Genomic DNA, 22,524 nt, shown 5'->3' with positions numbered 1-22,524 from the left:
GCATCCCTTTGCGCCCCTCGGGAGTCCTATGGGCTGGCGGCTTCGTCATGCCGTCAACCCATAGGAACATTTGGGGTATACACTTTGAAAAACGGTATAAAGATCACATCCCGCGTGTCTGCGGTGACGATCACTGCGGGAGCAGTGCTGTCCGCCGCAGCACTCACCGTCCCGGCCCAGGCCGCGACGCTTACGGTGCCCACGATCACCGCCAAGGGCGGCTTCGTGATGAACAACGCGACGGGTAAGGCCCTCTACTCGAAGGCCGCCGACACCCGCCGTTCCACCGGCTCCACCACCAAGATCATGACCGCTCGCGTCGTGCTCGCCCAGCCGAATCTGAACCTTGACGCCAAGGTCACGATTCAGAAGGCGTACAGCGACTACATCGTCTCCAAGGGCGCCTCCTCGGCGCACCTGATCGTCGGTGACAAGGTGACGGTCCGTCAGCTGCTGTACGGGCTGATGCTCCCGTCCGGCTGCGACGCGGCCTACGCTCTCGCCGACAAGTTCGGCAGCGGCTCCACGCGGGCCGCACGGGTCAAGTCGTTCATCGGCAAGATGAACTCGACGGCCAAGAGCCTGGGTCTGAAGAACACCCACTTCGACTCGTTCGACGGCATCGGGAACGGGGGGAACTACTCGACTCCCCGCGACCTGACCAAGCTCGCCAGCAGCGCGATGAAGTACTCCACCTTCCGCACCGTCGTGAAGACGAAGGCGACCAAGCAGAAGGTGACCACGAAGAGCGGTGGCTACCGCTACATGTCGTGGACCAACACCAACACGCTGCTGAAGAGCTACTCCGGAACCATCGGTGTCAAGACCGGTTCCGGCGCGGTTGCGAAGTACTGCCTGGTCTTCGCCGCGACCCGGAACGGCAAGACGGTCATCGGTACCGTTCTCGCCTCCTCCTCGGCGACCAGCCGTGCCTCGGACGCGACGAAGCTGATGAACTACGGCTTCAAGAAGTAGGCAAGCCCACCATGGCGAAGGGTGTGCCCACGGCCGCACGGTCGGGGGCACACCCTTCGTCGTTCGCCGGCGGACCCGCCCGGCCGGCATCCTGCGCGGCGACCGGATGTCCGTCCCGGAAGTCGGAGGTAATGGGGAATAGGCAATCCCGTGCCCGCCGTACGGCCAAGTCGCCCGCGGGCGAGTGAAACATCAATGGGTGAATAATTGACGCGATTTTGCCCGGCGGTAACGACCCGGCCGGGGTCGCGCACGGAAACCGGGAAAGGCGGGGATGTCGGCGAATACCCCGGTACGTCGCGTGATTGGGGCCAGATGGCCGCAAGCAGGGCACGCGGGCTCCACGGCGGGGTAAGGACGGCAGGCCGGGAATCGGGCGATGCGTGCGTCAACCACCCTCATGGTGCGACCTGTCACGCATGGCGCCATTGATCCACACCCGCTCACCGGAATCCGGACACATTCACGTCGAGTGCACCGGAGAACGCGAAATGGCGGCCCGTTTCTGCCTTTTCGGCGTTGACATGGATACGTGATCTCTCCGCTAATGGACTCCCGGCGACCGCAGAAGTTCGCTGTCGAACCTTCATATATCGGCGTTTCACGGGATCACTGGGGAGTCGGACGTTGCGCGTAGCACACATATCCGGTCCACCGCTCCGGCGGCGGATGTCCACATGGTCGGCGGTGATCGTCACCGCCGCGCTGGCCGTCCTGGGCATCCAGACACCGTCCCAGGCTGCGGCGCCCTCCGCCGCGACCGCCACAGCGTCCGCTGCCGCGGGTGGTGACGCGCCCTACGAAGCGGCGTGCGGCGCCGCGAAGAAGGGCGAGGCCACCTGTTACGCCCTGCGCCGCACCGATGTGAAGCCGGCCAAGGGCCTGCGGACCACCGCGGCGCCGGGCGGGTTCGGACCGGCCGACCTGCGTTCGGCCTACAACCTCCCGGCCGGCGGCGGAGCGGGGCAGACGATCGCCATCGTCGACGCCTTCGACGACCCGACCGCCGAGGACGACCTGGCGGTCTACCGCGAGCAGTACGGCCTGCCCGCCTGCACCGCCGACGACGGCTGCTTCCGCAAGGTCGACCAGCGCGGCGGCACCGACTACCCGCAGCCCGACCCGGACTGGGCCGGGGAGATCTCCCTCGACCTCGACATGGTCTCGGCGATCGCCCCCGAGGCCCACATCCTGCTCGTCGAGGCCGACACCCCGGGCTTCGAGGACCTCGGCGCCGCCGTCGACACGGCGGTCGCGCTCGGCGCCAAGTTCGTCTCCAACTCCTACGGCACCGACTACCGCTTCGGCAGCGGTGAGGACCCCTACCAGACGACGGTGCTGGACGCCCACTACAACCACCCCGGCGTCGCGATGGTCGCCTCCTCCGGCGACTTCGGCTACGGCGTCTCCTACCCGGCCGCGTCGTCCTACGTGACCGCGGTGGGCGGCACCTCCCTGACCGCCGACAGCGGGAGCAGCCGCGGCTGGTCCGAGACCGTCTGGGACGGCGCGGGGTCCGGGTGCTCGCTCTACGTGCCCAAGCCCGCATTCCAGAAGGACACCGGCTGCGCCAACCGCGCCGTCGCGGACGTCGCCGCGGTGGCCGACCCCGCCACCCCGGTCGCGGTGTACCAGACCTACGGTGGCGGCGGCTGGGCGCAGTTCGGCGGCACCAGCGCCGGCTCGCCGATCATCGCCGCCGTCTACGCCAACGCCGGCACCCCCGTCGCGGGCACGTACCCCAACTCCTACCCCTACGCGGCGGACGCGGGGTTCCACGACGTCACCGCCGGCAGCAACGGCACCTGCACCCCGGCCTACCTGTGCTCCGGCGCCGACGGATACGACGGCCCGACGGGCCTGGGCACCCCCGACGGCCTGCGGGCCTTCCGCACCGGCCCGCACGGGACGCTGGCCGGCACCGTGACCGACCAGGTCACCGGCAAGCCCCTCGCCGGTGCCACCGTCAGCGCGGGAACGGACAACGTCACGCGCACCGGGGCCGACGGCGGTTACAGCCTCGGCCTCCCGGTGGGCGGCTACGACGTCACCGTCGACGCCTACGGTTACGCCGGCAGCACCACCAAGGACGTCGACGTCACCGAAGGCGGCACCGTCACCCGGGACTTCGCGCTGAAGCCGGTCCCCAGCCAGACCGTCTCCGGCAAGGTCACCGACGACTCCGGTCACGGCTGGCCGCTGTACGCCAAGATCACCGTGGACGGTGTCCCCGGCGGCCCGGTGTGGACCGACCCGGCCACCGGTGCCTTCACCCTCAGCCTTCCCGAGGGCCACGACTACACCCTCCACGCCGACGCGTCCCTGCCCGGCTACACGACGGCGACCAGGTCCCTCACGGTCACCGACGCTCCGCAGTCCCTCGACCTGCCCCTGCGGGCCGACCCCTGGCAGGCCACCGCACCCGGCTACGCCGTGCACCTGGACGGCGCCACCGAGCACTTCGCGTCCACCGACTCCGCCCCGCAGGGCTGGCGCGTCGTCAACGCCGACGGCAGCGAGGGCGGCTGGACCTTCGACGACCCCGGCGGCCGTGGCAACCAGACCGGCGGCGACGGAGCCTTCGCCATCGCCGACAACCCCACCATCGGTTCGCCCTACGACACACAGCTGATCAGCCCCGCCTACGACCTGACCGGCGCGTCCGATCCCGAGCTGGCCTTCGACGCCATGTACTGGGTGTCCGACGGGAGCGCGGTCTCGGTCGACGCCAGCTCCGACGACGGCGCCACATGGAAGTCCCTGTGGTCGGCGACGGCGGGCTTCGCGGACCACGCCAAGGTCGAGATCCCGCTCGACGACTTCGCCGGCAAGCGGGACGTCCGCGTGCGCTTCCACTTCGTCACCGAGTTCGCCTGGTGGTGGGGCGTCGACGACGTCTTCGTCGGCGATCGCGGCTACACGGCCACCCCCGGCGGCCTGGTCACCGGGACCGTGACCGACGCCAACACCGGCAAGGGCCTGGTCGGCGCCGCCGTCACCGTCAAGGGCGAGCCGGGGGCGACCGCGACGAGCGTGGCCACCCCCGAGGACCCCGCACTCGGCGACGGGCTCTACCTCATGTTCTCGCCAGGCCTCGGAAAGCACGAGGTCAGCGCTGCGAGGCCGCGCTACACGGAGCTGACCAAGAGCGTCAACATCGCGGCCGACAGCGCCGTCACGGCCTCCTACAAGCTCAAGGCCGGGCAACTGACCGTGACCCCGGACTCCGTCGGCGCCACCCTCGCCTGGGGCAAGTCCGCCACGCGGAACATGACCGTCAAGAACACCGGGGGCGCGCCCGTCACCGTGACGGTGGGCGAACGGGCCGGCGGCTTCCAGTCCCAGGCCCTCGGCAGCGGCGCACCCCTCCAGACCGTCAAGGGGCACTTCTCCCCGCACGCGAGCAAGAAGGGTTCGGCCCCGACCGGGGCGAAGCACGCCGCGGCGCCGTCCGGCGGCGCCTGGCAGACCGGCCCCGACCTCCCGGAGACCGTCCTCGGCAACGCGGTCGGCACCTACGGGGGCAAGGTCTACTCCGCCTTCGGCTACACCGGCTTCGACGTCACCAACGCGATGTACGTCCTGGACCCCGTCGTCGGCGGCTGGAGCCGGGTGGCCAGCGCGGCGGACCGCCGGGAGGCGCCCTCGGGGCAGTTCGTCGACGGCAAGTTCTACACCGTCGGGGGCTGGCTCCCGGACAACACCACCGACCCCAAGCTGGAGATCTACGACCCCGTCGCCGACCGCTGGAGCACCGGCGCACCGACGCCCGCGGCCTATGCGGGGCAGGGCAACGCGGCTCTCGACGGCAAGCTCTACACGGTCGGCGGCTGCGACGACCGCTGCGGCACCGCCGAGGCGTACGCGTACGACCCCGACACCGACACCTGGTCCCGGATCGCCGACTACCCGGAGCGGGTCGCCTGGGAGTCGTGCGGCGGCGTCAACGGCAAGCTCTACTGCGCCGGCGGCAACGCGGACGGCCTCGGCGAGAGCAAGCACGCCTACGTGTACGACCCGGCCGCCGACACGTGGACCGCGCTTCCCGACCTGCCGATCCCGCTGTGGAGTTCCTCGTCCACCGCGGCGAACGACCAGCTCGTGATCTCCAGCGGCATCAGCCACGAGGCCCTCACCAACCAGGGCTTCGCCTACGACCCGCAGGCCGGCGCCTGGACCGCCCTGCCCAACGCCAACGTGGCCACCTACCGCGGCGCCGCCGCCCTCGGCCTGTACAAGATCGGCGGCGGCAGCGAGCCGTACACCCCGAGCAACACCGTGGAGCTCCTGCCCGGTTACGACCAGGGAGGCACGAGCGACGTCCCGTGGCTGAGGACGAGCACCCAGCACTTCACCCTGCAGCCCGGTGCGAGCACGACCGTCACCGTCACGCTGGACGCCTCGGTGCCCGAGGTCGCGCAGCCGGGTGACTTCACGGCGCAGCTGGCGCTGGACAACGACAGCCCGTACGGGATGCGGAAGGTCCCGGTGTCCCTGCACGTCGACCCGCCGAAGACCTGGGGCAAGATCACCGGAACCGTCCGTGGCATCCAGAGCGACGGCACCACCAAGCCGCTGGCCGGCGCCACCGTGGAGATCGGCAGCTGGGCGGCGGACTACTCGCTCAGGACGGCCGCCGACGGCACCTACTCCCTGTGGCTGGACTCCCGCAACAACCCGCTGGAGGTCATCGTGGCCAAGGACGGTTACCGGCCGGTGGCCACCACCGTGAAGATCCAGAAGGGGGCGACGGTCACCAGCGACTTCACGCTGAAGAAGCAGTAACCGCAGATCCGGCGGAAGCGGACGCGGGCCGGCCCCTCGGGACCGGCCCGCGCCCGTCCGGTGGGTGCCGGGTCGCCTCGTCGCGGGTGACGATGCAGGTGGGTCAGAGCCGCCAGCGACGGATCTGGTCGGCGCAGGCGTAGACGTCCGCGCGCCCCGCACGGACCTGCTTCGCCAGGTCGCTGAGCGCCCCGTACGGCGCATCGACCGCCTGGCCGCACGCCGCCATGTAGGCCACCGCGACGAGCGCCCCGTACATGGCGTTGCGGGCGGGCAGCGGGCACACCGAAACGATCTCGTGGAAGAGGGCTGCCGCACGCCAGGCCGCGTCTACGGTGTAATCCAGCTTCGGGGCGTTGACCCGGTGCCGGGCGACCGCCGCGACCAGACCGGAGAAGTCGTGGACCGACGGCTCCTTCGGCAGCACCTCGGCCTGGCGTTCCAGCAGCCAGCGGATGTCGACCTGCAGCTCCACCTCAGGCGGCCCGTCCGGTGGCGCTGTCCGGCTCCTCTTCCGGGAACGCCTCGGCGAACTCCGCGGCATGCCTGGCCAGGAACGCAGCGGCCGTGGCGGCCCCGTCGTCGAGGCGGGGGTCGCGCTCGGCAGCCTGCGTGATCAGTGCGGTCACCGTGGTGCCCTCGGCCTCGGCGCGTGCGACGAGACGGGCATGAACGGCGTCATCGAGCCGGATGTTGATCTGCTTCGCCATGCCCCCAGTGTATAGCAGGCTGCTATACATCGGGATGCCGCGCCAAGCGCAAGGCCGAAGCGACGGCGAACGCTGGTGCCGACGCCCGCTCGCCCAGGTGCGCCCCACGGCGCGCGGGGCCCGCTCTCAAGGGCCCAGGGCGAGGCCGACGATGTCGAGGGCGCGACGTACGGAGCGGTTCCAGACCACGGCCGCCACCGCGATGGCGGTGCACGCCATGACGATCGGCTCAGCACCGTCGGACAACCCCAGCCGGGAGACGCCGATCACGCCTCCGATCGTGAGGACGGCCCACGTGACGGTACGGATCCACTCCCGGTCAGGCCCCGCCACGGCGCCCTGTAGCTGGCCCTCGTCCAGAAGCGCGCCCACCCGGGCTTGGCAGTAGCGATCCGCGATGGTCAGAAGGAGTCCGCCCAGCTCCTCCAGCGCCGGGCGCGGATCGCTGTCGAGACGGGCTTCGCAGGCGCGCAGCGCGGCGATCACCCGGCGCTCGTGCGCCTTGAGCGTCCTGCGGCGGTGCGAGAGCAAGGAGACGGAGCGCCGTTGCCTGTGAGCGGCGGATATGCCACGACTGACCGCTCCGATCCGGCGGGAGACCGTGCGAAGTTTCGGTGCCAGCCTTTCGCCGCCCGCCTTGTGCGCCTCCGCGCAGGCCGTGATGGCCTCGGCGATCTCCATGACCAGTGCGTACCGCCGTGCACCGAAGACCACGCCTACCTGCCGGAAGGACAAGCGGGTCTGCGGTGCTTCGCGTCCGCCGAGGGAACTGCGAAGGGTCATCACCGGAATCGCGACGGCACCGAAGACCAGCGCGACCACTGCCCAGGGGGTCTGTGCCATGGAAACGCCGTCAGCGGTCATGTAGTCGACGGTCACGAAGACCGCACCCGTCGCTGCGCAACAGAGGATGCAGGTCAACAAGATGCGAAGGTGACGCCTGCGACGGATGGCAACGCGGACCCGGGCCGGAGCACGGCCAGGTACCGCCAGGCGCTTCAGGGAATCCTCGAGTTCGGCCAGACTTTCGTCACCCCACACAAGCCTGGATCATGGCACGGGACGGATCGCCCCGGAGCCCTTTTCCCGTGCCAGGTGCGGCTCGCGATGGCACCTCCCCGAGGACCCCGAGGGCCCCGAGGCCGACCGGGCCGAGTGGTTCCCACCCGGCCCGGTCGCCGATGGCCGGTCAGCGCAGGCCGGTGGCCCGGATGACCGTCTGCGTGACGGTGTTGCCCCGCGTGTCCGAGGCGTGGACCCGCAGCGATACGAACGCGGCCTTCCGCGGGGCGTCCAACCTCACGCGCACGGCGCCGTCCCGCAGGTCCCGCTGCTTGACGCGGTGCCAGGTCCTGCCGTCGTCGTAGGACACCTCCACCGTGTCGGTGCGGACCCGGGCCGTGGAGGCGCCGCGGATGTGCGACGGCTCCACGACGAGCTCGGCGTCACGCCGGGCCGACCCGTCGGTCGAGGTCGGGATGGTGTAGTCCAGCTGCACGAGGGGGAGCAGCGGCGCCTTGCCGTTCCGCGGTACCCCGGACATGAAGCCCCACTCGGTTCGGGTGGAGGTGGAGTACGGGTACCCTTCGGTGCGCTTCGTGGTGGTCACCAGCCGGTAGCGGCTCGGGGTGCTCGGAACCGGGAAGTCGAAGTACGGGCCTTCGGTGCTGCCGAGCAGCTTGTCGCTCCGGCGGAGTTCGACGGACTGCGTCGTGGTACCGGGCCCATTGGTGCCGGCGTGATGGCGGCCGCCGTCCCCGAAGCCGGGAATCTGCCCGACGACGGAAGCGCCCGTGCGCCGCGGGGTGTCCAGGTACTCGACGACCCGGGGCCGTTCGACCGGACCGAACCACTGGACGCTCGTGGCACGTCCTGCCCGATAGGCGACCTGGCCGGAATACTGGTCGGAGTACTGGCTGCCACTCTGATGGGCCTCCTCCCTCCAGACGGCGCCGGGGGCGGCGGTCACCCAGTCGGTGCGTCGCGCCCCGGAGGTCGACAGCCGGGTCGAGTCCAGCAGGAAGAGCTGGTACGGCTGGATGTCGAACCGGTTCTCGTACACCTTGTTCGTCGTGCGGAAATCGACGTCGACCCGGGCGAGTTCCCTCGTGCCCGGCGCATAGCGCAGCGTCTTCGGGATGCCGCCGCGCCAGGTGCGCACCAGGTCGTAGAGGTACGCGGTCGTGGAGCGGCCGACGATGTGCATGGGCACCGAGCCGGAACCGCTTTGGATGCGGCCGATCAGGATCTCGCCCTCGGTTCGCGAGATGCCCGCGACGACGATCTTGCTACGGCTGCCGCTCGGCCAGTAGCGTCCGCTGTCGCCGTTGACGATGACGAGGACCGCCACGCCGGCCTTCTCGGCGGCGGCGATCTGGTCGTGGGAGGCGGTCCGGGAATCGCCGTCATCGTCGTCGTCCGGCGGGGGTACGTAGCGGACCACGGCCACCTTGCCCCGGGCCCCGGCCGCGACGTAGTCCTGCTCCCGGCCGTCACCGGCGAAAACGGCCGGGAGGGTGTGCGTCCGGTCGGCCGGCCGGGCCGAACCGGGCTCCAGAGCCAGGTCGTCGAAGTTCTGGAAGCCCGAGGAGAGGCTGAGCAGAGGCTGCTCCATCCGTGCCCGGACGGTGTACAGCAGATCGCCGTCTGCGGGCTTGCTCGCCGGCAGCGCCCACATGCTGTCGTGCTGGGGGGCGAGGGTCGAGGTCTCGCCGATGGCGGGAGAGCCGTCGGTGAACGACCGGAGGAAATCGGCGCGGACGACGCCTGCCGTGGTCACCTGCGGTGTGACGACCTCGGTCAGTCGCAGTTGCCTGCCGTCGACGGTCGCCGACGTGTCGGCGTCGCGGACCTGGATGCCGGTCTTGAGCAGGAGCCCCTGCCCGAGCGACGAGGCCCCGTGGGTGCCTCGGACGTCGCCCCACAACCAGGCCGTGTAGACGCCGTTCGGCACGACCAGGTCGATGTCGCCGCGTGTGTTGGTCACCCCTTCGAAGCGGGACCCGTCACCATGGCGCTGGACCCGCACCACGTCGGCCAGCGGTTCGCCGTCCCGGCCCTGGAAGTGCAGCCGCAGATGGTGGTGCTCCTCGCGGGTGCTGACGGCGACCAGGGTGCGCGTGGCGGGCTTGCCGTCCACCAGGCCCGTGAGGTGTCCGGTGAAGCGGGAACCCGCCGGTGCGCGGTCGAGGACGGTGGTGAGCGTAGTGGCGGCGGTGCCCGCGGCCGGCACGGTCACCTGACGGTCCGCCACGGTGAACAGGCCCTGCGGTGCGTCGGGCGCGTCGACCCGTAGCGTGACGGTGACCGCCTTGTCGCCGGAGTTGAGCCACTCGATCCGGCGCTCCACGGTCTGCCCGGGCTTTCCGCCCAGGGAGTGGATGCCCGCGTCGGCGGTGCCGGTGGCCACCAGGCGGGCCGCGGAGGCCGCCGCGGCGTCGACGCGCCCGTTGCCACCGTCGTCGGCCGTGTTGGCGGGCGTCTCGTGGGCCGTGCTCACGAGGGCGTCCTTGATGCGGGCCCCGGTCCACTCCGGGTGGCCGGCCGCCACGAGGGCGGCGGCGCCGGCCACGTGCGGGGTCGCCATGGACGTGCCGTTCAGGGAGGCGTAGGAGCCGCTGCCGAACGTGGCGTACTGCGAGCGTGCCGCGAGGATGCCGACGCCGGGCGCGGTGATCTCGGGCTTGATCGCGTCGTCACGGAATCGGGGGCCGCGGCTGGAGAACCAGGCCAGTGCGTCTGTGGAGTCGACGGCGCCGACGGTCAGGGCGGCGTCCGCGGAGCCCGGGCTCGCGACGGTGGACGGGCCGTTCTCCCCGCTGTTGCCCGCCGCGATGGTGAACAGGGCGCCCGTCTCGGCGCTGAGTGCGTTCACCGCCTGGCTGAGCGGGTCCGTGCCGTCGTCGGGGGCGATACCGCCGAGGCTCATGCTGATCACGCGTGCCTTGGTCTCACGCGCCGCCCACTCCATGCCGGCGATGACCCAGGAGTCGGATCCGGAGCCGGAGTTGTCGAGGACCTTGCCGACGTGAAGCTCGGCTCCGGGCGCGACGCCCTTCTCCTTGCCTCCGGACGCTGCGCCGTTGCCGGCGATGGTGGAGGCGACGTGTGTGCCGTGGCCGTTGCGGTCCACGACGTCCTCGTACGGGATGAAGCTCCGGGACGAGGCGACGACGCCTGCGAGATCCGGGTGCTCGGTGTCGTATCCGGTGTCGAGGACGGCCACGTCGACACCCTTGCCGGTGTTGCCGCGTGCCCAGGCGTCGGGGGCGCCGATCTGTGCGACGCTCGACTCGAGCGTCGCCTTGACCTTGCCGTCCAGCCAGACCTTGCGGACGCCGCCGTTCAGCGCCGGCTCGCCCGCGGTGGTGCCGCGAGCCGCGGGCGTCGCCTGGGTCAGCTCGGCCCAGAAGTCCGCCGCCCGGCTGTGGGTCTGGGTGACAGCGGTGCTGTCGATACTGGTCAACGCCCGTGCGCCGGTGGCACCTTCGGGCAGGGACGCCAGGTCCTTCTTGCGCAGCGAGTCCGAGGAATAGCTCAGGATGAGGGGCAGCCCACGGGAGCGCGAGTCGTCGTACCCGTCGGCGACGAGCCGGGTGACGTTGAACAGGGTCTCGTCGAGGAGGCCGGCGGCCACGTACCGCTCCGCCACGGCGGGCACGACGTAGACGTCCCCGTCCCTGCTGCTGACGCGTACGTCCGCCCGGTCCCCGTTCGGTGCGGCCACGGTGACGGTGGCGGGGCCGGAGCCGTCGGGGGTGACGGTGACGCGGTCACCGGAGATGAGGGTGACGGTCCGCGCAGTGGATCCGAGTGAACCGCCGTTGGCTATGGTGACGCCCTTGGCCGCGGCGGGGGTGTGGTCGGCGGCTGTCGCCAGGGGGACCACCGTCAGCAGCGCGGTGACCGCCGCCAGGATGGGCAGGCCCTGCCGGGCCGGAATATGTGGTCGCACACGAGTCCTTGGTCGAGTCTCCGTTGGATGTGCAACGCATGGTGTCACAACATGTGATGTGTTGGTTGTCTACCTCCCGTTCAACCGCCCCGTTCTGCCCACCGCCTGTGCCGCCGGCTCCCAGAGATCGGTGTGGGCACACCAACGGAACAACGGGCTCTCGTTGTGATCGGCAGTCGGGAGCGCCCATCGGTGCTCTCGCGATACCCCTCCACGGCGGGGGCTGTCGGGGCGGGGCGGGGCGGCCGCGGTGGGGTACGGTCCGCCGCCTGGGCGACGGACCGCGGAAAGGCGGGGTCAGGCGCAGGTGACGACGTCGGCCTTGGCGCCGGGGCGGGCAGTGGCTATCACGTGAGCGCCGCGGGCGGCGGCGATCTGCACGGCCAAGGCACCGACGCCGCCGGTGGCGCCGGAGATGAGCAGCGTTTCGTCCTTGCCTGGCGCCACGGCGTTCACGCCGTCCGGCGCGGCCATCCACGCCCTCGCCGAGCGTTTCGACGGTGCCCGCGAAGTCCTCCGTCGGCCTGGTTGGCGGTGTCGTGATGGCTCTCGATGCGGTCGGAACCCGTGAGCCGGAAGCCCTCCGCGACGATCGCGACGCGGAGGGGACGGGTGACCGGGGTGGTCATACGGGCACGACGTACGGGAAGCGGTCGTTCCGCAGGTGCTGGGCGACGGACGGCTTGAGTCCGGCCGGCACGGCCGTGTTGGTCACGAGCGAGAGCATCGCCTCAGGCGCGTTGTCGGCCAGGGTGCGGCCGTTGCGGGCGGCGAAGCCGTACGTGGCGGGCGTTCCGACGACGTAGGCCAGCACGTCGGGGAACAGCTGCCCGGCCACGGTCCGGCCGTAGCCCTCTGGGTCGGCGCAAGTCCCGGTGGCCGCGACGACAGCCGAGACCTGGCCCGCGATGGATTCGCCCACGGCGGCGCGGTCCTGCGAGGGGTGCCGGGTGTTGGCCGGGTTGCTGAAGTCGGTGTCGCCGGGCCAGAAGATCGGCCACATCATCGGGTGCCCGCCGCGGTTGATCTGCCGCCATCCGCCGGCGTCGGTGGCCAGCTTGGTCGCACACCAGACGCCCGTGCGGGCCCCGGGGCGCAGCTGCGCGTGCTCGTGCGGAACCTCCAGCACGATCGATTCCACGGTGGTGCCGGCGAAGCTGTTCTGCGCCTCCTGCGGGCGCCAGTCCGAGAGGTCCACCGCCGTTCCCTTGGCCACCGCCCCATTGACGACGGCCAGCAGGGACAGGTCGATGTAGAAGGAGTCGGAGATGCGCCCGGCCCAGACGCGGGTGCCGTCCGCGTCGGCCGTTTCACCGGTGCGGCCTTCCAGCACCAGGTCGCCGTCAGCGGAGTCCTCGCGCGCCTCGTTTCCGGTCAGGACGTGCAGGCGCAGGGTTTGCCTGCCGTCGGGGCCGGGTTCGTCGAAGGAGACCCGATAGGTCAAGGTCTCGAATTCGGCGCCGTCGAAGTGAACCTTGAATTCGTAGCGTGCTTCCGGGTGGAACCCGGGCTCGGCGTAGACGCCGGTGATGTCGGAGTTGACGTCCATGATGAACACCGTGCTGCGCTCACCGGGAAAGACGTACAGGTCGTCGATGAACAGCTGGCCGTTCTGGGCCGCCAGCGGAGTGTCGAGATGGTGCGACATGGTCGGTCCTTAAACTCTTTCGGTTTTTCTCCGAGGAAAGGGTGCCGGGCGTTTTTCCGGCTGTTTCATCCTCGCCGAGCGGGCGGCGGCCTGGTACCGCCACATCGGGAATGCCGTCATACACTGTGGTTATGAGCAGGTCGCCTCCCGATCTCAGCAGTCTCCTGTTGCTGACATGGGTGGCCGAGATCGGCAGCCTGGGGCAGGCCGCCGAGCGGATGGGGATCAGCCAGCCCGCCGCGAGCAAGCGCCTGACACAACTCGAGCGGCGCCTGGGGCTGACGCTGGTGAAGCGCGACACCCGCGGCTCCGCACTGACCGTCGAGGGCAAGGCGGTGTGCCAATGGGCGGGGCGGGTGCTGGCCGAAGTGGACTCCCTGATGGTGGGCGTCGCGGCGCTGCGCGGTGACCACGCCCTCGACCTGCACCTGGCGGCCAGCATGACGCTGGCCGAACACTTCGTGCCGCGGTGGATCGGCACGCTGCAGCGCGGATCGCCCGACGTATACGTCAGCCTCAAGGTGACCAATTCCGAACAGGTCGCCACGCTCGCGGCGAATGGCCGGATCAGTCTGGGGTTCATCGAGGCGCCCACCGTTCCGTCCGGCCTCAGCTCACGACAGGTGGGTGCCGACCGGCTGGTCGTCGTGGTCGCGCCGCAGCATGCCTGGGCACGACGGCGAGAGCCGGTGGATCTGACCGAGCTGGCCCGAACCCGCCTGATCGTCCGCGAACCGGGTTCAGGTACGCGGGAGACCATCGAGCGTGTGCTCGCCGGCGCGGGAGCCGAGCCGGCCAGACCTCTGATGGTGCTGGACGCCAACGTCGCGGTACGCAAGGCCGTCGCCGAAGGCGCGGGCCCGGCGGTGCTCAGCGCGGTCAGTGTCCGGGACGACCTGGCCGAGGGGCGCATCGTGGAGGTCCCGGTGACGGGGGCCGACCTGCGCCGCCGGCTGCGCGCCGTGTGGCCGAAGGACCGCCCGCTGACCGGCGCGGTCGAGGAACTGCTCCGGATCGCGGCGCGTACCCACCGCGAGGACCGCTGACGGTTGCCGGCTGATGCCCAGTCACGGACCTTCTCGGAGTCCCGGCTCATTGCCCGCACGATGCGGGTGCGTGAGGACGTGGGCGCCGTCATGTGCGCTGGATGACCAGTACGGCCACGTCGTCGGCGTGGTCCACCGCGACCGCGGCGTCGAGGATGCGGTCGGCGGTCTCCTCGGTGTTCAGTCCGTCGTGGAGGGCTGCGCCGGCCAGTGTTCCGGCTCGCTCCAGTCCGGCTTCCAACGTGAGGCCCGGTCCTTCGACGACGCCGTCGGTGACCATGATCAGCGCGCTGTCCTTGTCCAGGGTGAAGGTCTCCTCGCGGTACTCGGTGTCGGGCACGACTCCGAGGACCGGCCCGCCCGGCAGCTCGTTGGTGCGCGTCAGCACGGTTGCCGGATCCGGTTCGTGGGCGGCGATCGCACGCATGGACAAACGGACCTGTCCCATGAGGGCGGCGGCGTCCACGTCGTGCCCTTGGGCGTCGCCGATCTCCACTGCGATGGCGCCGTCGGGCATGACGAAGGCGTCGTACCAGTCGCGCCGACGTCCGGCCCGTGTCTGCTGGGCCGGTAGCGGGCGGCGACCTCCAGGCCCGCGAGGTGCTCGGGCAGCGTGGGGAGCATGGTCTGCTGCAGCGCGGTGGCCAGCTCGACTCGTGCCTGCTGCAACCTGATGCGCCTCAGCGCCTGGCCTGCCAGGTCCCAGGCACTGCTCCGCCGATTTGCCCAACGTTGTGGCCATCGCAGGGTTGAGGCTGCGGATGGCCCCGTCCAGCGTCACAAGAGCCGCCGGGTCAGCCCTCTGCAGGAGTTCGTCCGAGGCGTTCATGGGTTGCTCCCTGGCACATACCGAAACAACTGCTTCTTCATTTTCGCGCATTTTGCCAAGGGATCATGGATGGAGGATGTGTTTGACCGCCTACGTGCGGTGACGATGGTAGGAGTCGGCCGGAAAGGGTGGACGGTCGCCCGCGAAGCCTTCAGCGGACCCCGGGCACGGGTGTATGTTGTGGCAGTCTTTCAAGATCAACTCGTGGGGGGCGCTGTGGAAGACCTGCTGACGTTCATGCTCATACTTGCTTTTGCCGTGCTCTACATGGCGCCGTCGTACATGGCGTTTGCGCGTGGAGCAAAGGACCGGTGGTTGATTCTTGTCATCAATGTGTTCCTCGGTTCATCGCTCATCGGGTGGGGTGTGGCCCTCTACATGGCAACCCGCACGCCCAAGAAGCCCAAGGCGTCGGTGCAAGGCTCGGCGTGAATCGCTGGTGAGGTCGCCAAGAGTGTGAGGGACGGTGGCTGCCGGGGCCCGTACGCGCCGGATGGTTGCCTCCCGCCGACCCCCGAGGGCGGCCCGCGCCGCAGTGATCGGTGGGCGCGGGTCGCACGTCTGGGCCGCGCCTGCCGTCAGCGAGGTGCCGCGAGGACGTCCCGGAGCACGTCCTCGAGCGAGACGCGGGACAGTTCGCGTCGCACGGTCTCCTCAATGCCCTCGTAGACACCCCGCATCGCCGGCTGGATGCCGTGACCGACCACGCATCCCTGGTCCGGGGTGGTCCGGTGCAGTGCGAAGAGCGGGCCGGGTTCCACGGCCTCGTACACGTCGAGCAAGGTGATCGACCCCAGCTCACGTGCCAGCGTCCAGCCTGCGCCCACGCCTCGCCGGGACTCCACCAGACCGGCTCGGCGCAGTTCGCCCAGCAGGCGTCTGATCACCACCGGATTGGTGTTCGCGCTGGCCGCGATCTGCTCGGAGGTGGCAACCTCATGGCCCTGGCGCTGGTAGAGGCCGATCCAGGCCAGCGCGTGAGCGGCGATCGTCAACCTGCTGTTGGCGCTCATGTGACCCTCCTCGCAGTGGAAACATTTTCTGTTACGACTATGCAGTCGTAACGAGTATAGTTGCGATAGCTGTCGTAACCATTCTTGTTGCGACAGGCGTCGGAAGAGACAGATTCAACGAGGTGGGAACTATGAGCCAGCCACTCACGGGCAAGGTCGCCCTGGTCACCGGAGGATCCCGCGGACTGGGAGCCGCCACCGTACGGCTCCTGGCCGAGCAGGGTGCCGATGTCGCGTTCACCTACGTCAGCTCCGCAGAGCGGGCGCAGGCCGTCGTCGACGAGGTGCGCGGCAAGGGAGCGAAGGCCGTCGCCATCCAGACCGACCAGGGGGACACGAGCCTGGCGCCGGCGCTGATCGACGAGGTGGTCGCCGCCTTCGGCGGTCTGGACATCCTCGTCAACAACGCGGCGATATCGGTGGAACAAGGCCGCACGGTGGACGATCCGGACGCCGACACCGCCGCACTCGACCGCATGCACGCCACCAATTACCTCGGTGTGATCGCCGTCATCCGGGCCGCCTCCCGGGTGCTGCGTGCGGACGGCCGCATCATCACCGTGAGCTCCGGGCTCGGTTCCCGCGTCGGCCTTCCCGGTCTGGCCGACTACTCGGCCACCAAGTCGGGGATCGAGAGGTACACCATGGGCGTCGCGCGGGACCTCGGGCACCGGGGCATCACGGCCAACGTCGTGGAGGCCGGACTGATGGAGAGCGGCATGGAACCGCCGGACCCCGAGACCCTCAAGGCCCTCGTCGGCTCCCTTTCCCTCCAGCGCATGGGGCGCCCCGAGGAGATCGCCGCGGCGATCGCCTTCCTGGCGAGCCCCGCCGCGTCGTACGTCACAGGGGCTGTGCTGGACGCCCACGGCGGCTACAACGCCTGAGGGCGATCCTGCCGCGCCCCCGAAGAGACATCGAGCCTCGGCCACCATGCCGCGGGCCATGCGCGCCCGCGCCGGCCCGCGGCACGGTGGCCGCTCGCCCCGGGCGACCATCGCCGGCTCCAGGAGCGGCGCGTTCCCGTCCGGCGGAACAGCCCGTCACAGCAGCTGGTTGCGTTCCAGCGAGAAGAAGCTCACCTGGCAGTAGCCCTGGATCAGTGAAGGCAGCTGCCGCACATGATCGGCGCGGATCGTGTTGTAGACATCGTGCCTGGTCATCCCCGGCGCCGGTGTGTACGTACCGGAGAAGGTCATCAGATCCTGATCGCGATGGCTGAAGGTGATGATGAAGCAGTACTCGACGAGGGGATCCGCGGGCTGGGTCACAGCTGCCTCTCGGTGGGGGACCGGTCTCGTCATTGCGGACGAACGAACGATCCATCCGGTTGCGGCCGCCGCACCGCCGACATCCGGACCGCGCTGCCGCGGACGGCGCCACATCCGGCTCCTTCCGGGCCACCATCGCCCGGCTGCCGGACCACCTCGCCTCCCGATCCCGGATGACGTAGCTGCCGTGCGCCAGTTGACGATTCGGTCGTGCGAGCTCGTCTTTGCCGGCCGGCAGTTGGGCACGGATGGACGCGGCAACTCCCGAGCACCTGGCCCTCGCTGGTCACGCCACCGCTCGCAGGGTGGCCGACTGGCGAACAGGTGACATGGCGTCTATGCGCCACCCCTTCCACCTGGCACAGCGTCAACTCCTGGCCCGACTGTTGCCGGGCACACGCCGGTGACGCTCGTTCATCGGGCGATCTCAGGGGAGTTGGTACAACGTTATGCGATCCAGATCGAGGACCGCGGCCGTGGTCGCGGCCACCGCGGTGGCGCTGCTCGCCACCGGGATGCCGGCGGCAGCCGGGCCGGAGCCGGCCGCCGGCACCGGCCGCCCGGCCGTACCGCCGGCGCCGCCCGCGCAACACACCGTCACATTGATCAGCGGCGACCGGGTCGGCTTCACCGGCAGCGGGAGCGGACTCCAGGTCAGCGGGGTGACCCCGGGCAATGGCCGGGGCCACATCGCGTTCACCCGGGCGAGGCTCAACGACCACGAGTACGTGATTCCCGTCGACGCCACGGAGCCGCTGGCCGAAGGGCGGGTGGACCGGCAGCTCTTCGACGTCACCGCACTCGCCGCGCAAGGGCTCGACGACGCGACCCGGGCGTCCATTCCGCTGATCACGACGGCCCAGGCGGGTCCCGCGCTGCGCGGGTCCACGCAGCGGGACACCTTCCCCGAGCTTGGGCTGGCGGCGCGTACGGTCGCCAAGTCCGAGGCGGCCACGGCCTGGCGGGGCTTCCTCGCCGCCGGCGGGACGTCCCGCGCCGCCGCGTCCGGGAAACTCTGGCTGGACGCCGAGGTCGAGGCGAGCCTCGACCGGTCCGTCGCCATGACCGGCGCGCCCCAGGCATGGCGCAAGGGGCTTGACGGCAAGGGCGTGCGCGTCGCCGTGCTGGACACCGGGTACGACCCCGCCCACCCCGACCTGAAGAACAAGGTCGTCGCGGAGAAGAACTTCACCTGGGACGAGGACGTCACCGACCTCCACGGCCACGGCACGCACGTCGCCTCCACCGTCGCCGGAAGCGGTGCCGCCTCGCAGGGCCGCTACAAGGGCGTCGCACCGGGGGCCGACCTGCTGATCGGCAAGGTGCTCGACGGCAGCGGGTCCGGCAGTTTTAGCGGAATCCTCGAAGGCATGGAATGGGCCGCCGCCCAGGACGCCGACATCGTCTCGATGAGCCTCGGCTCCAACCTGCCGAGCGACGGCAGCGACCCGATCTCCCAGGCCGTCGAGACCCTGTCCGGGGACGGCGGACCGCTGTTCGTCGTCGCGGCCGGCAACGAGGGCAAGCCGGGCACCATCGGCACGCCGGCCGCCGCTCCGAGCGCCCTGACCGTCGGGTCGATCACCAAGGAGGGTGCGATGTCGTCGTTCTCCTCCCAGGGACCGGCGGTGACCGACGGAGGCGTCAAGCCCGAGATCACCGCGCCCGGCAGCGCGATCACCGCCGCCCGAGCCGCGGGCACGCTGGACGGCGCCGCGAACAGCGAGTTCTACGCGACGATCAGCGGCACCTCCATGGCGACCCCGCACGTCTCCGGGGCGGCCGCCATCCTCAAGCAGCGGCACCCGGACTGGGACGCGCAGCGGCTCAAGGCGGCGCTCGTCGGTACCGCCGACCCGGTCGACGGCGCCGGCGTGTACGAGCAGGGCGCGGGCAGCGTGGACGTGCCCGGCGCGCTCTCGTCGACGGTCACCGCCTCTCCTTCCGTGGTCTCCGCTGAGCTGACCTGGCCGTACACCGGCAACCCGACCCGCACGGTGACCTACCGCAACAGCGGCGGCAAGGACATCCGGCTGGACCTCTCCCTGAGCGGCAAGGCACCGGTCTCGCTCGTCACACGCCGGCTGACCGTCCCGGCGGGCAGCACAGCCGAGGCGACCGTGCGGATCGACACCGCCCGTGCGTCCGCCGGTGCCCACAGCGCCTGGATCACCGCACACGGCAGTGACGGCAGCACGACGCGCACCCCCGTCGGCGTCGACGCGGAGGGTCCGGCCGCCACGCTCACCCTCGAAGCCGCTGCGCTGCGGCCCGGGGTCGAGACGGCGTACACCAACCTGGTGGTGCAGAACGAGCTGACCGGCGAGGCCCGGCTGGTCAGCCTCACCGAGGGGTCCGAGGAGCTCCGGCTGCCGGTCGGCGACTACCGGGTGTTCGGCGGCGTGTGGGAGTACGTCCGGTACGGCAGCGCAAGCGTGCCCGAGACGTCCGTCGCCGTCGCCCGGCGTCTGACCCTCACCGGCGACCGGACGCTGCGGACCGACCTGTCCGGCGCGAAGCCGGTCACCATGGGCATCGACGACCCGAAGATGCGGATCAACGAGTGGGGGTCGGCGACCGGGCTGGTCTCGTCGGCCGGGGCGGGCGTCCCGGAGGGCCTGGTCGCGCCGCTCTACTCCGGCGCTTACCGGTCCTATGCCGTGGGCAGCGCGAAGATACCCGGACTGACGTACTTCTCCGCCGCCTCCTGGGAGCAGCCGTCCGTCCTCGCGGCGACCGCCGACAGCTCCGGCAGCCCGGTGGACGTGCCGGTGTGGCTGATGACGCAGCGGCTGGAGTGGGACCTGGAGAAGCGGGTCACCGACGCGGGCGACGGCGGGGACCTGACGGGTCTTGAGATCGAGGACCGGATCGTGCTCCTGGAGTCGGACTGGAGCCTGCCCTGGGAGGAGCTGGACCGGCGCTACCAGGCGGTCAAGGCGCTGCGGCCGGCGGCGATCCTGCTGGCCGGGTCGGCGTCGATCGGCGCGGACGACCCCACGCTGGGTACCGACGACCACGGTGTGGCCCTGCTGCGCGAGCAGCTCGCCAAGGGCGAGGTGACCCTGCGGATCAAGGGGGAGCGCAACGGCGAGCGCACCTACTTCACGTTCCACGCCCACGACGACGGGGTGCCGGCGGGCGCGAACTGGCAGGACCGGCGCCGGGACCTGGCCCGCGTGGACCACAGCTTCCGCACCACCGGGTTCCCCAACGACCCCAAGGGGATCTACGGCTGGGTGACCTACCGCGGTCTCAATCTCGCCCAGCAGTCGACGCTGTTCCGCGCACCGCAGCGGATGACGGCGTACTACACACCCGAAGTGCCGTGGACGACGGCCACGTTCGAGTACGCGCTGGACGACGGACCGCTGGGTGTGCAGTACACCAACCCGACGGTCCTCCGCCAGGGACGCACCGTCACGGACAACTGGCTCACCGCGCCGTTCAACCCGTCGCTGTCGGTCAACGGCCCCGACGGCCGGGCACAGGCCACCCGCGCCGGGGACAAGCTGCGTCTGGCGCTGCCGATGTTCTCGGACGCCGCGGGCCACCGGTCGGAGCCGCTGCGGAATCTGGAGTCCGGCGAGACGGTGCTGCGCGATGGCTCCGGCAAGGTGATCGCCCGTAACGACGAGCCGGGGCAGGGCGTCTTCGACGTGCCCGCACGTGGCCAGTGGTACGAGATGACCTCGTCCGCGCACCACGACAGCCCGGAGTGGAAGCTGGGCACGCACGTCACGGAAACCTGGCGGTTCCGCTCGGAGCACACCGGTGCCGAGCGCCCGCTGCCGCTGCTCGACACGCGCTACGTCATGGCGGGGCTCGACGGCGACAACTCGGTCGCGGCGAACCGGGAGTTCACCTTCGGCCTGGGCATCGGCCGGCAGGCCGGGGTGAGCGGCGGCGCCGGCATCGAGCGGGTGGCGGTGCGGTACTCCACGGACGACGGCGCCACCTGGCGCGCGGCGGAGGTCCGGGGCCGGGACGGCGACCGGCGGGTGACCGTGCCCGCGACGGGCACCGGCTGGGTCTCACTGCAGGTGACCGCCACGGACCGCTCCGGCACATCGGTGACGGAGACGGTCACCCGGGCCTACCGCGTCGGCTGCCCGGAGCAGTGGTGCGGATATGCCCCGGCCTGGCCGCACTGGCCGGCCGGATAGTCCGCGAGCCGACACCGCGCCGGTGCGGTCACGGCGCGGTGAGCGCACCGAACGCAATGGCACAGCGAAGCAGGCGGCTGGCCGGCCTGCTTCGCTGTTGCCGCCGCAGCGTGGTGCGTGGGTTCGCGGCGGTGTGTGGTGGCGTGTGGTCAGTGGTTGGCACGGTTCAGGCCGGTGGCTTCGTGTACGGCGTGGGCGATGGCGGGGGCGTCCTTCTTGAGGATGGCGCCGTGGTTGCTGGCGACCTTCGCACTGATGCGGATGGTGGGGTTGCGGGTGGTGACGGCCTCGAGGCTGGTCCGTATGCGTTCCTGCTCGTCCCCGCGGCTTCCCAGGGAGGTTCCGGAGGCGACGACATAGCGGACGGGGACGGTGATGGCGTCCAGGACGGGGCCGAGTTCGCGTTCGCGGGAGAGCCGGCCGAGTTCGATGTTGCTGTCGGCCATCTGGTGGGCGGTCATGCGGGGGGTCAGGCCGGTGGGGCGCAGGAGCGGGGTGATCCAGCTCATGCGGCGGAACAAGGTGCGGATGCGTTGTTCCATGGCCTCGTCCAGCCAGTCGTGGGGGAATGCGCCGTCGACCAGGACCGCGCCCAGGGTGCGGTCGGGGTTGCGGTGGGCCCAGTGGGCGGCGACGACTGCTCCGTAGGACCAGCCCACCAGCACTGCCTGTGCCACGTTCCTGGCGGCGAGGACGGCGTCGACGTCACGGACGGCGGCTTCGAAGGAGTAGTCCGCCGAGCGCTTCGATTTTCTGCCGCGGGCGCGTTCGTCGTAGGTGATGTGCCGCCATCCGGAGCCGAGTTCGGTGATGACCCGGCGCCAGTAGCCCTGGGTGGCGAACTGGCCGTTGAGGTAGAGGACGGGGGTGCCGGGGCCGCCGGTGTCGGTGACGGCCAGGGCGGTGTCGTCGACGGGCATCATGCCGCTCCACGCGGAGCCGGCCGGGGGAGTGCTGTTCTTGGTCATGTCTTTTCCGCCTTGGTGGTGTGAGGACGTGGGGTGTGGCCTTGTGGGGGCCCGCGACGTGGGTCGCGGGCCCCCACAAGGCCACACCCCACGTCCTCACACCACCAAGGCGGAAAAGACATGACCAAGAACAGCACTCCCCCGGCCGGCTCCGCGTGG

General features: G+C 70.6%; 16 protein-coding genes. 6 read left to right on the top strand and 10 right to left on the bottom strand.

Features of this window, described 5'->3' with window-relative positions; genetic code table 11:
- Positions 1-123: 123 nt before the first annotated feature.
- Positions 124-975, top strand: a complete 852-nt coding sequence (locus PV350_RS17970; RefSeq protein ID WP_499517050.1) for a D-alanyl-D-alanine carboxypeptidase family protein — start codon at positions 124-126, stop codon at positions 973-975.
- A gap of 669 nt (positions 976-1,644) precedes the next feature.
- Positions 1,645-5,760, top strand: a complete 4,116-nt coding sequence (locus PV350_RS17965; protein ID WP_500334796.1) for a carboxypeptidase regulatory-like domain-containing protein — start codon at positions 1,645-1,647, stop codon at positions 5,758-5,760.
- Between the two features lie 103 nt (positions 5,761-5,863).
- Here PV350_RS17965 and PV350_RS17960 read toward each other — a convergent pair whose 3' ends face one another.
- The 6 genes from PV350_RS17960 to PV350_RS17935 all read right to left on the bottom strand — a co-directional run bounded on the left by PV350_RS17960 (position 5,864) and on the right by PV350_RS17935 (position 13,072).
- Positions 5,864-6,235 (bottom strand): toxin Doc, encoded by a 372-nt coding sequence (locus PV350_RS17960; RefSeq protein WP_499516373.1) that lies wholly within the window; start codon positions 6,233-6,235, stop codon positions 5,864-5,866.
- Position 6,236: 1 nt separating this feature from the next.
- Positions 6,237-6,470 (bottom strand): type II toxin-antitoxin system HicB family antitoxin, encoded by a 234-nt coding sequence (locus PV350_RS17955; RefSeq protein WP_499516374.1) that lies wholly within the window; start codon positions 6,468-6,470, stop codon positions 6,237-6,239.
- Between the two features lie 126 nt (positions 6,471-6,596).
- Positions 6,597-7,349, bottom strand: a complete 753-nt coding sequence (locus PV350_RS17950) for a hypothetical protein (RefSeq protein WP_499516375.1) — start codon at positions 7,347-7,349, stop codon at positions 6,597-6,599.
- Between the two features lie 310 nt (positions 7,350-7,659).
- Positions 7,660-11,424: a S8 family serine peptidase gene (locus tag PV350_RS17945; RefSeq protein WP_500334793.1), complete on the bottom strand. Its 3,765-nt coding sequence runs from the start codon at positions 11,422-11,424 to the stop codon at positions 7,660-7,662.
- A gap of 297 nt (positions 11,425-11,721) precedes the next feature.
- Positions 11,722-11,898: a hypothetical protein gene (locus PV350_RS17940; RefSeq protein WP_500334791.1), complete on the bottom strand. Its 177-nt coding sequence runs from the start codon at positions 11,896-11,898 to the stop codon at positions 11,722-11,724.
- A 151-nt stretch (positions 11,899-12,049) separates the two neighbouring features.
- Positions 12,050-13,072: a DUF4331 family protein gene (locus PV350_RS17935; RefSeq protein WP_500334789.1), complete on the bottom strand. Its 1,023-nt coding sequence runs from the start codon at positions 13,070-13,072 to the stop codon at positions 12,050-12,052.
- Between the two features lie 131 nt (positions 13,073-13,203).
- Here PV350_RS17935 and PV350_RS17930 point away from each other — a divergent pair, with 131 nt between their 5' ends.
- Entirely contained in the window at positions 13,204-14,118 is a 915-nt protein-coding gene (locus PV350_RS17930; protein WP_500334787.1) for a LysR family transcriptional regulator, read from the top strand.
- Between the two features lie 88 nt (positions 14,119-14,206).
- Here PV350_RS17930 and PV350_RS17925 read toward each other — a convergent pair whose 3' ends face one another.
- Positions 14,207-14,635, bottom strand: a complete 429-nt coding sequence (locus tag PV350_RS17925) for a PP2C family protein-serine/threonine phosphatase (RefSeq protein WP_500334785.1) — start codon at positions 14,633-14,635, stop codon at positions 14,207-14,209.
- Positions 14,636-15,016: 381 nt separating this feature from the next.
- Here PV350_RS17925 and PV350_RS17920 point away from each other — a divergent pair, with 381 nt between their 5' ends.
- Positions 15,017-15,379, top strand: coding sequence for a superinfection immunity protein (locus PV350_RS17920; protein WP_500334783.1), 363 nt, complete (start codon positions 15,017-15,019; stop codon positions 15,377-15,379).
- Between the two features lie 146 nt (positions 15,380-15,525).
- Here the strand turns inward: PV350_RS17920 and PV350_RS17915 are convergent, their stop codons facing one another.
- Positions 15,526-15,960, bottom strand: a complete 435-nt coding sequence (locus PV350_RS17915; RefSeq protein WP_500334782.1) for an Rrf2 family transcriptional regulator — start codon at positions 15,958-15,960, stop codon at positions 15,526-15,528.
- Positions 15,961-16,091: 131 nt separating this feature from the next.
- On the opposite strand from PV350_RS17915, the gene PV350_RS17910 reads away from it, so the two are divergent.
- Positions 16,092-16,847, top strand: coding sequence for an SDR family NAD(P)-dependent oxidoreductase (locus tag PV350_RS17910; protein ID WP_499516383.1), 756 nt, complete (start codon positions 16,092-16,094; stop codon positions 16,845-16,847).
- Positions 16,848-17,003: 156 nt separating this feature from the next.
- Here PV350_RS17910 and PV350_RS17905 read toward each other — a convergent pair whose 3' ends face one another.
- Positions 17,004-17,231: a hypothetical protein gene (locus PV350_RS17905; RefSeq protein WP_499516384.1), complete on the bottom strand. Its 228-nt coding sequence runs from the start codon at positions 17,229-17,231 to the stop codon at positions 17,004-17,006.
- A 476-nt stretch (positions 17,232-17,707) separates the two neighbouring features.
- Between PV350_RS17905 and PV350_RS17900 the strand changes: the two genes are divergently transcribed.
- On the top strand, positions 17,708-21,397 hold the full coding sequence (locus PV350_RS17900; protein WP_500334780.1) for a S8 family peptidase: 3,690 nt from the start codon (positions 17,708-17,710) through the stop codon (positions 21,395-21,397).
- Between the two features lie 149 nt (positions 21,398-21,546).
- Here PV350_RS17900 and PV350_RS17895 read toward each other — a convergent pair whose 3' ends face one another.
- On the bottom strand, positions 21,547-22,365 hold the full coding sequence (locus PV350_RS17895; protein ID WP_500334778.1) for an alpha/beta fold hydrolase: 819 nt from the start codon (positions 22,363-22,365) through the stop codon (positions 21,547-21,549).
- Positions 22,366-22,524 lie beyond the last annotated feature (159 nt).

This window comes from Streptomyces sp. PA03-6a (genome assembly GCF_033792765.1).
In the GTDB taxonomy this organism is placed as follows: Bacteria; Actinomycetota; Actinomycetes; order Streptomycetales; family Streptomycetaceae; genus Actinacidiphila.
The sequence above is the reverse complement of the archived record's forward strand: the minus strand, read 5'-3'. Positions and strand labels throughout refer to the sequence as shown.

Excerpts from the sequence above, each read along its gene's own strand:
- PV350_RS17925 (WP_500334785.1), bottom strand. The coding sequence starts at position 14,635 with ATGCCCGACGGCGCCATCGCAGTGGAGATCGGCGACGCCCAAGGGCAC.
- PV350_RS17965 (WP_500334796.1), top strand. The coding sequence starts at position 1,645 with ATGTCCACATGGTCGGCGGTGATCGTCACCGCCGCGCTGGCCGTCCTG.
- PV350_RS17920 (WP_500334783.1), top strand. The coding sequence starts at position 15,017 with ATGGAGGATGTGTTTGACCGCCTACGTGCGGTGACGATGGTAGGAGTC.
- PV350_RS17940 (WP_500334791.1), bottom strand. The coding sequence starts at position 11,898 with ATGGCCGCGCCGGACGGCGTGAACGCCGTGGCGCCAGGCAAGGACGAA.
- PV350_RS17910 (WP_499516383.1), top strand. The coding sequence starts at position 16,092 with ATGAGCCAGCCACTCACGGGCAAGGTCGCCCTGGTCACCGGAGGATCC.
- PV350_RS17955 (WP_499516374.1), bottom strand. The coding sequence starts at position 6,470 with ATGGCGAAGCAGATCAACATCCGGCTCGATGACGCCGTTCATGCCCGT.
- PV350_RS17915 (WP_500334782.1), bottom strand. The coding sequence starts at position 15,960 with ATGAGCGCCAACAGCAGGTTGACGATCGCCGCTCACGCGCTGGCCTGG.
- PV350_RS17930 (WP_500334787.1), top strand. The coding sequence starts at position 13,204 with ATGAGCAGGTCGCCTCCCGATCTCAGCAGTCTCCTGTTGCTGACATGG.
- PV350_RS17895 (WP_500334778.1), bottom strand. The coding sequence starts at position 22,365 with ATGACCAAGAACAGCACTCCCCCGGCCGGCTCCGCGTGGAGCGGCATG.
- PV350_RS17935 (WP_500334789.1), bottom strand. The coding sequence starts at position 13,072 with ATGTCGCACCATCTCGACACTCCGCTGGCGGCCCAGAACGGCCAGCTG.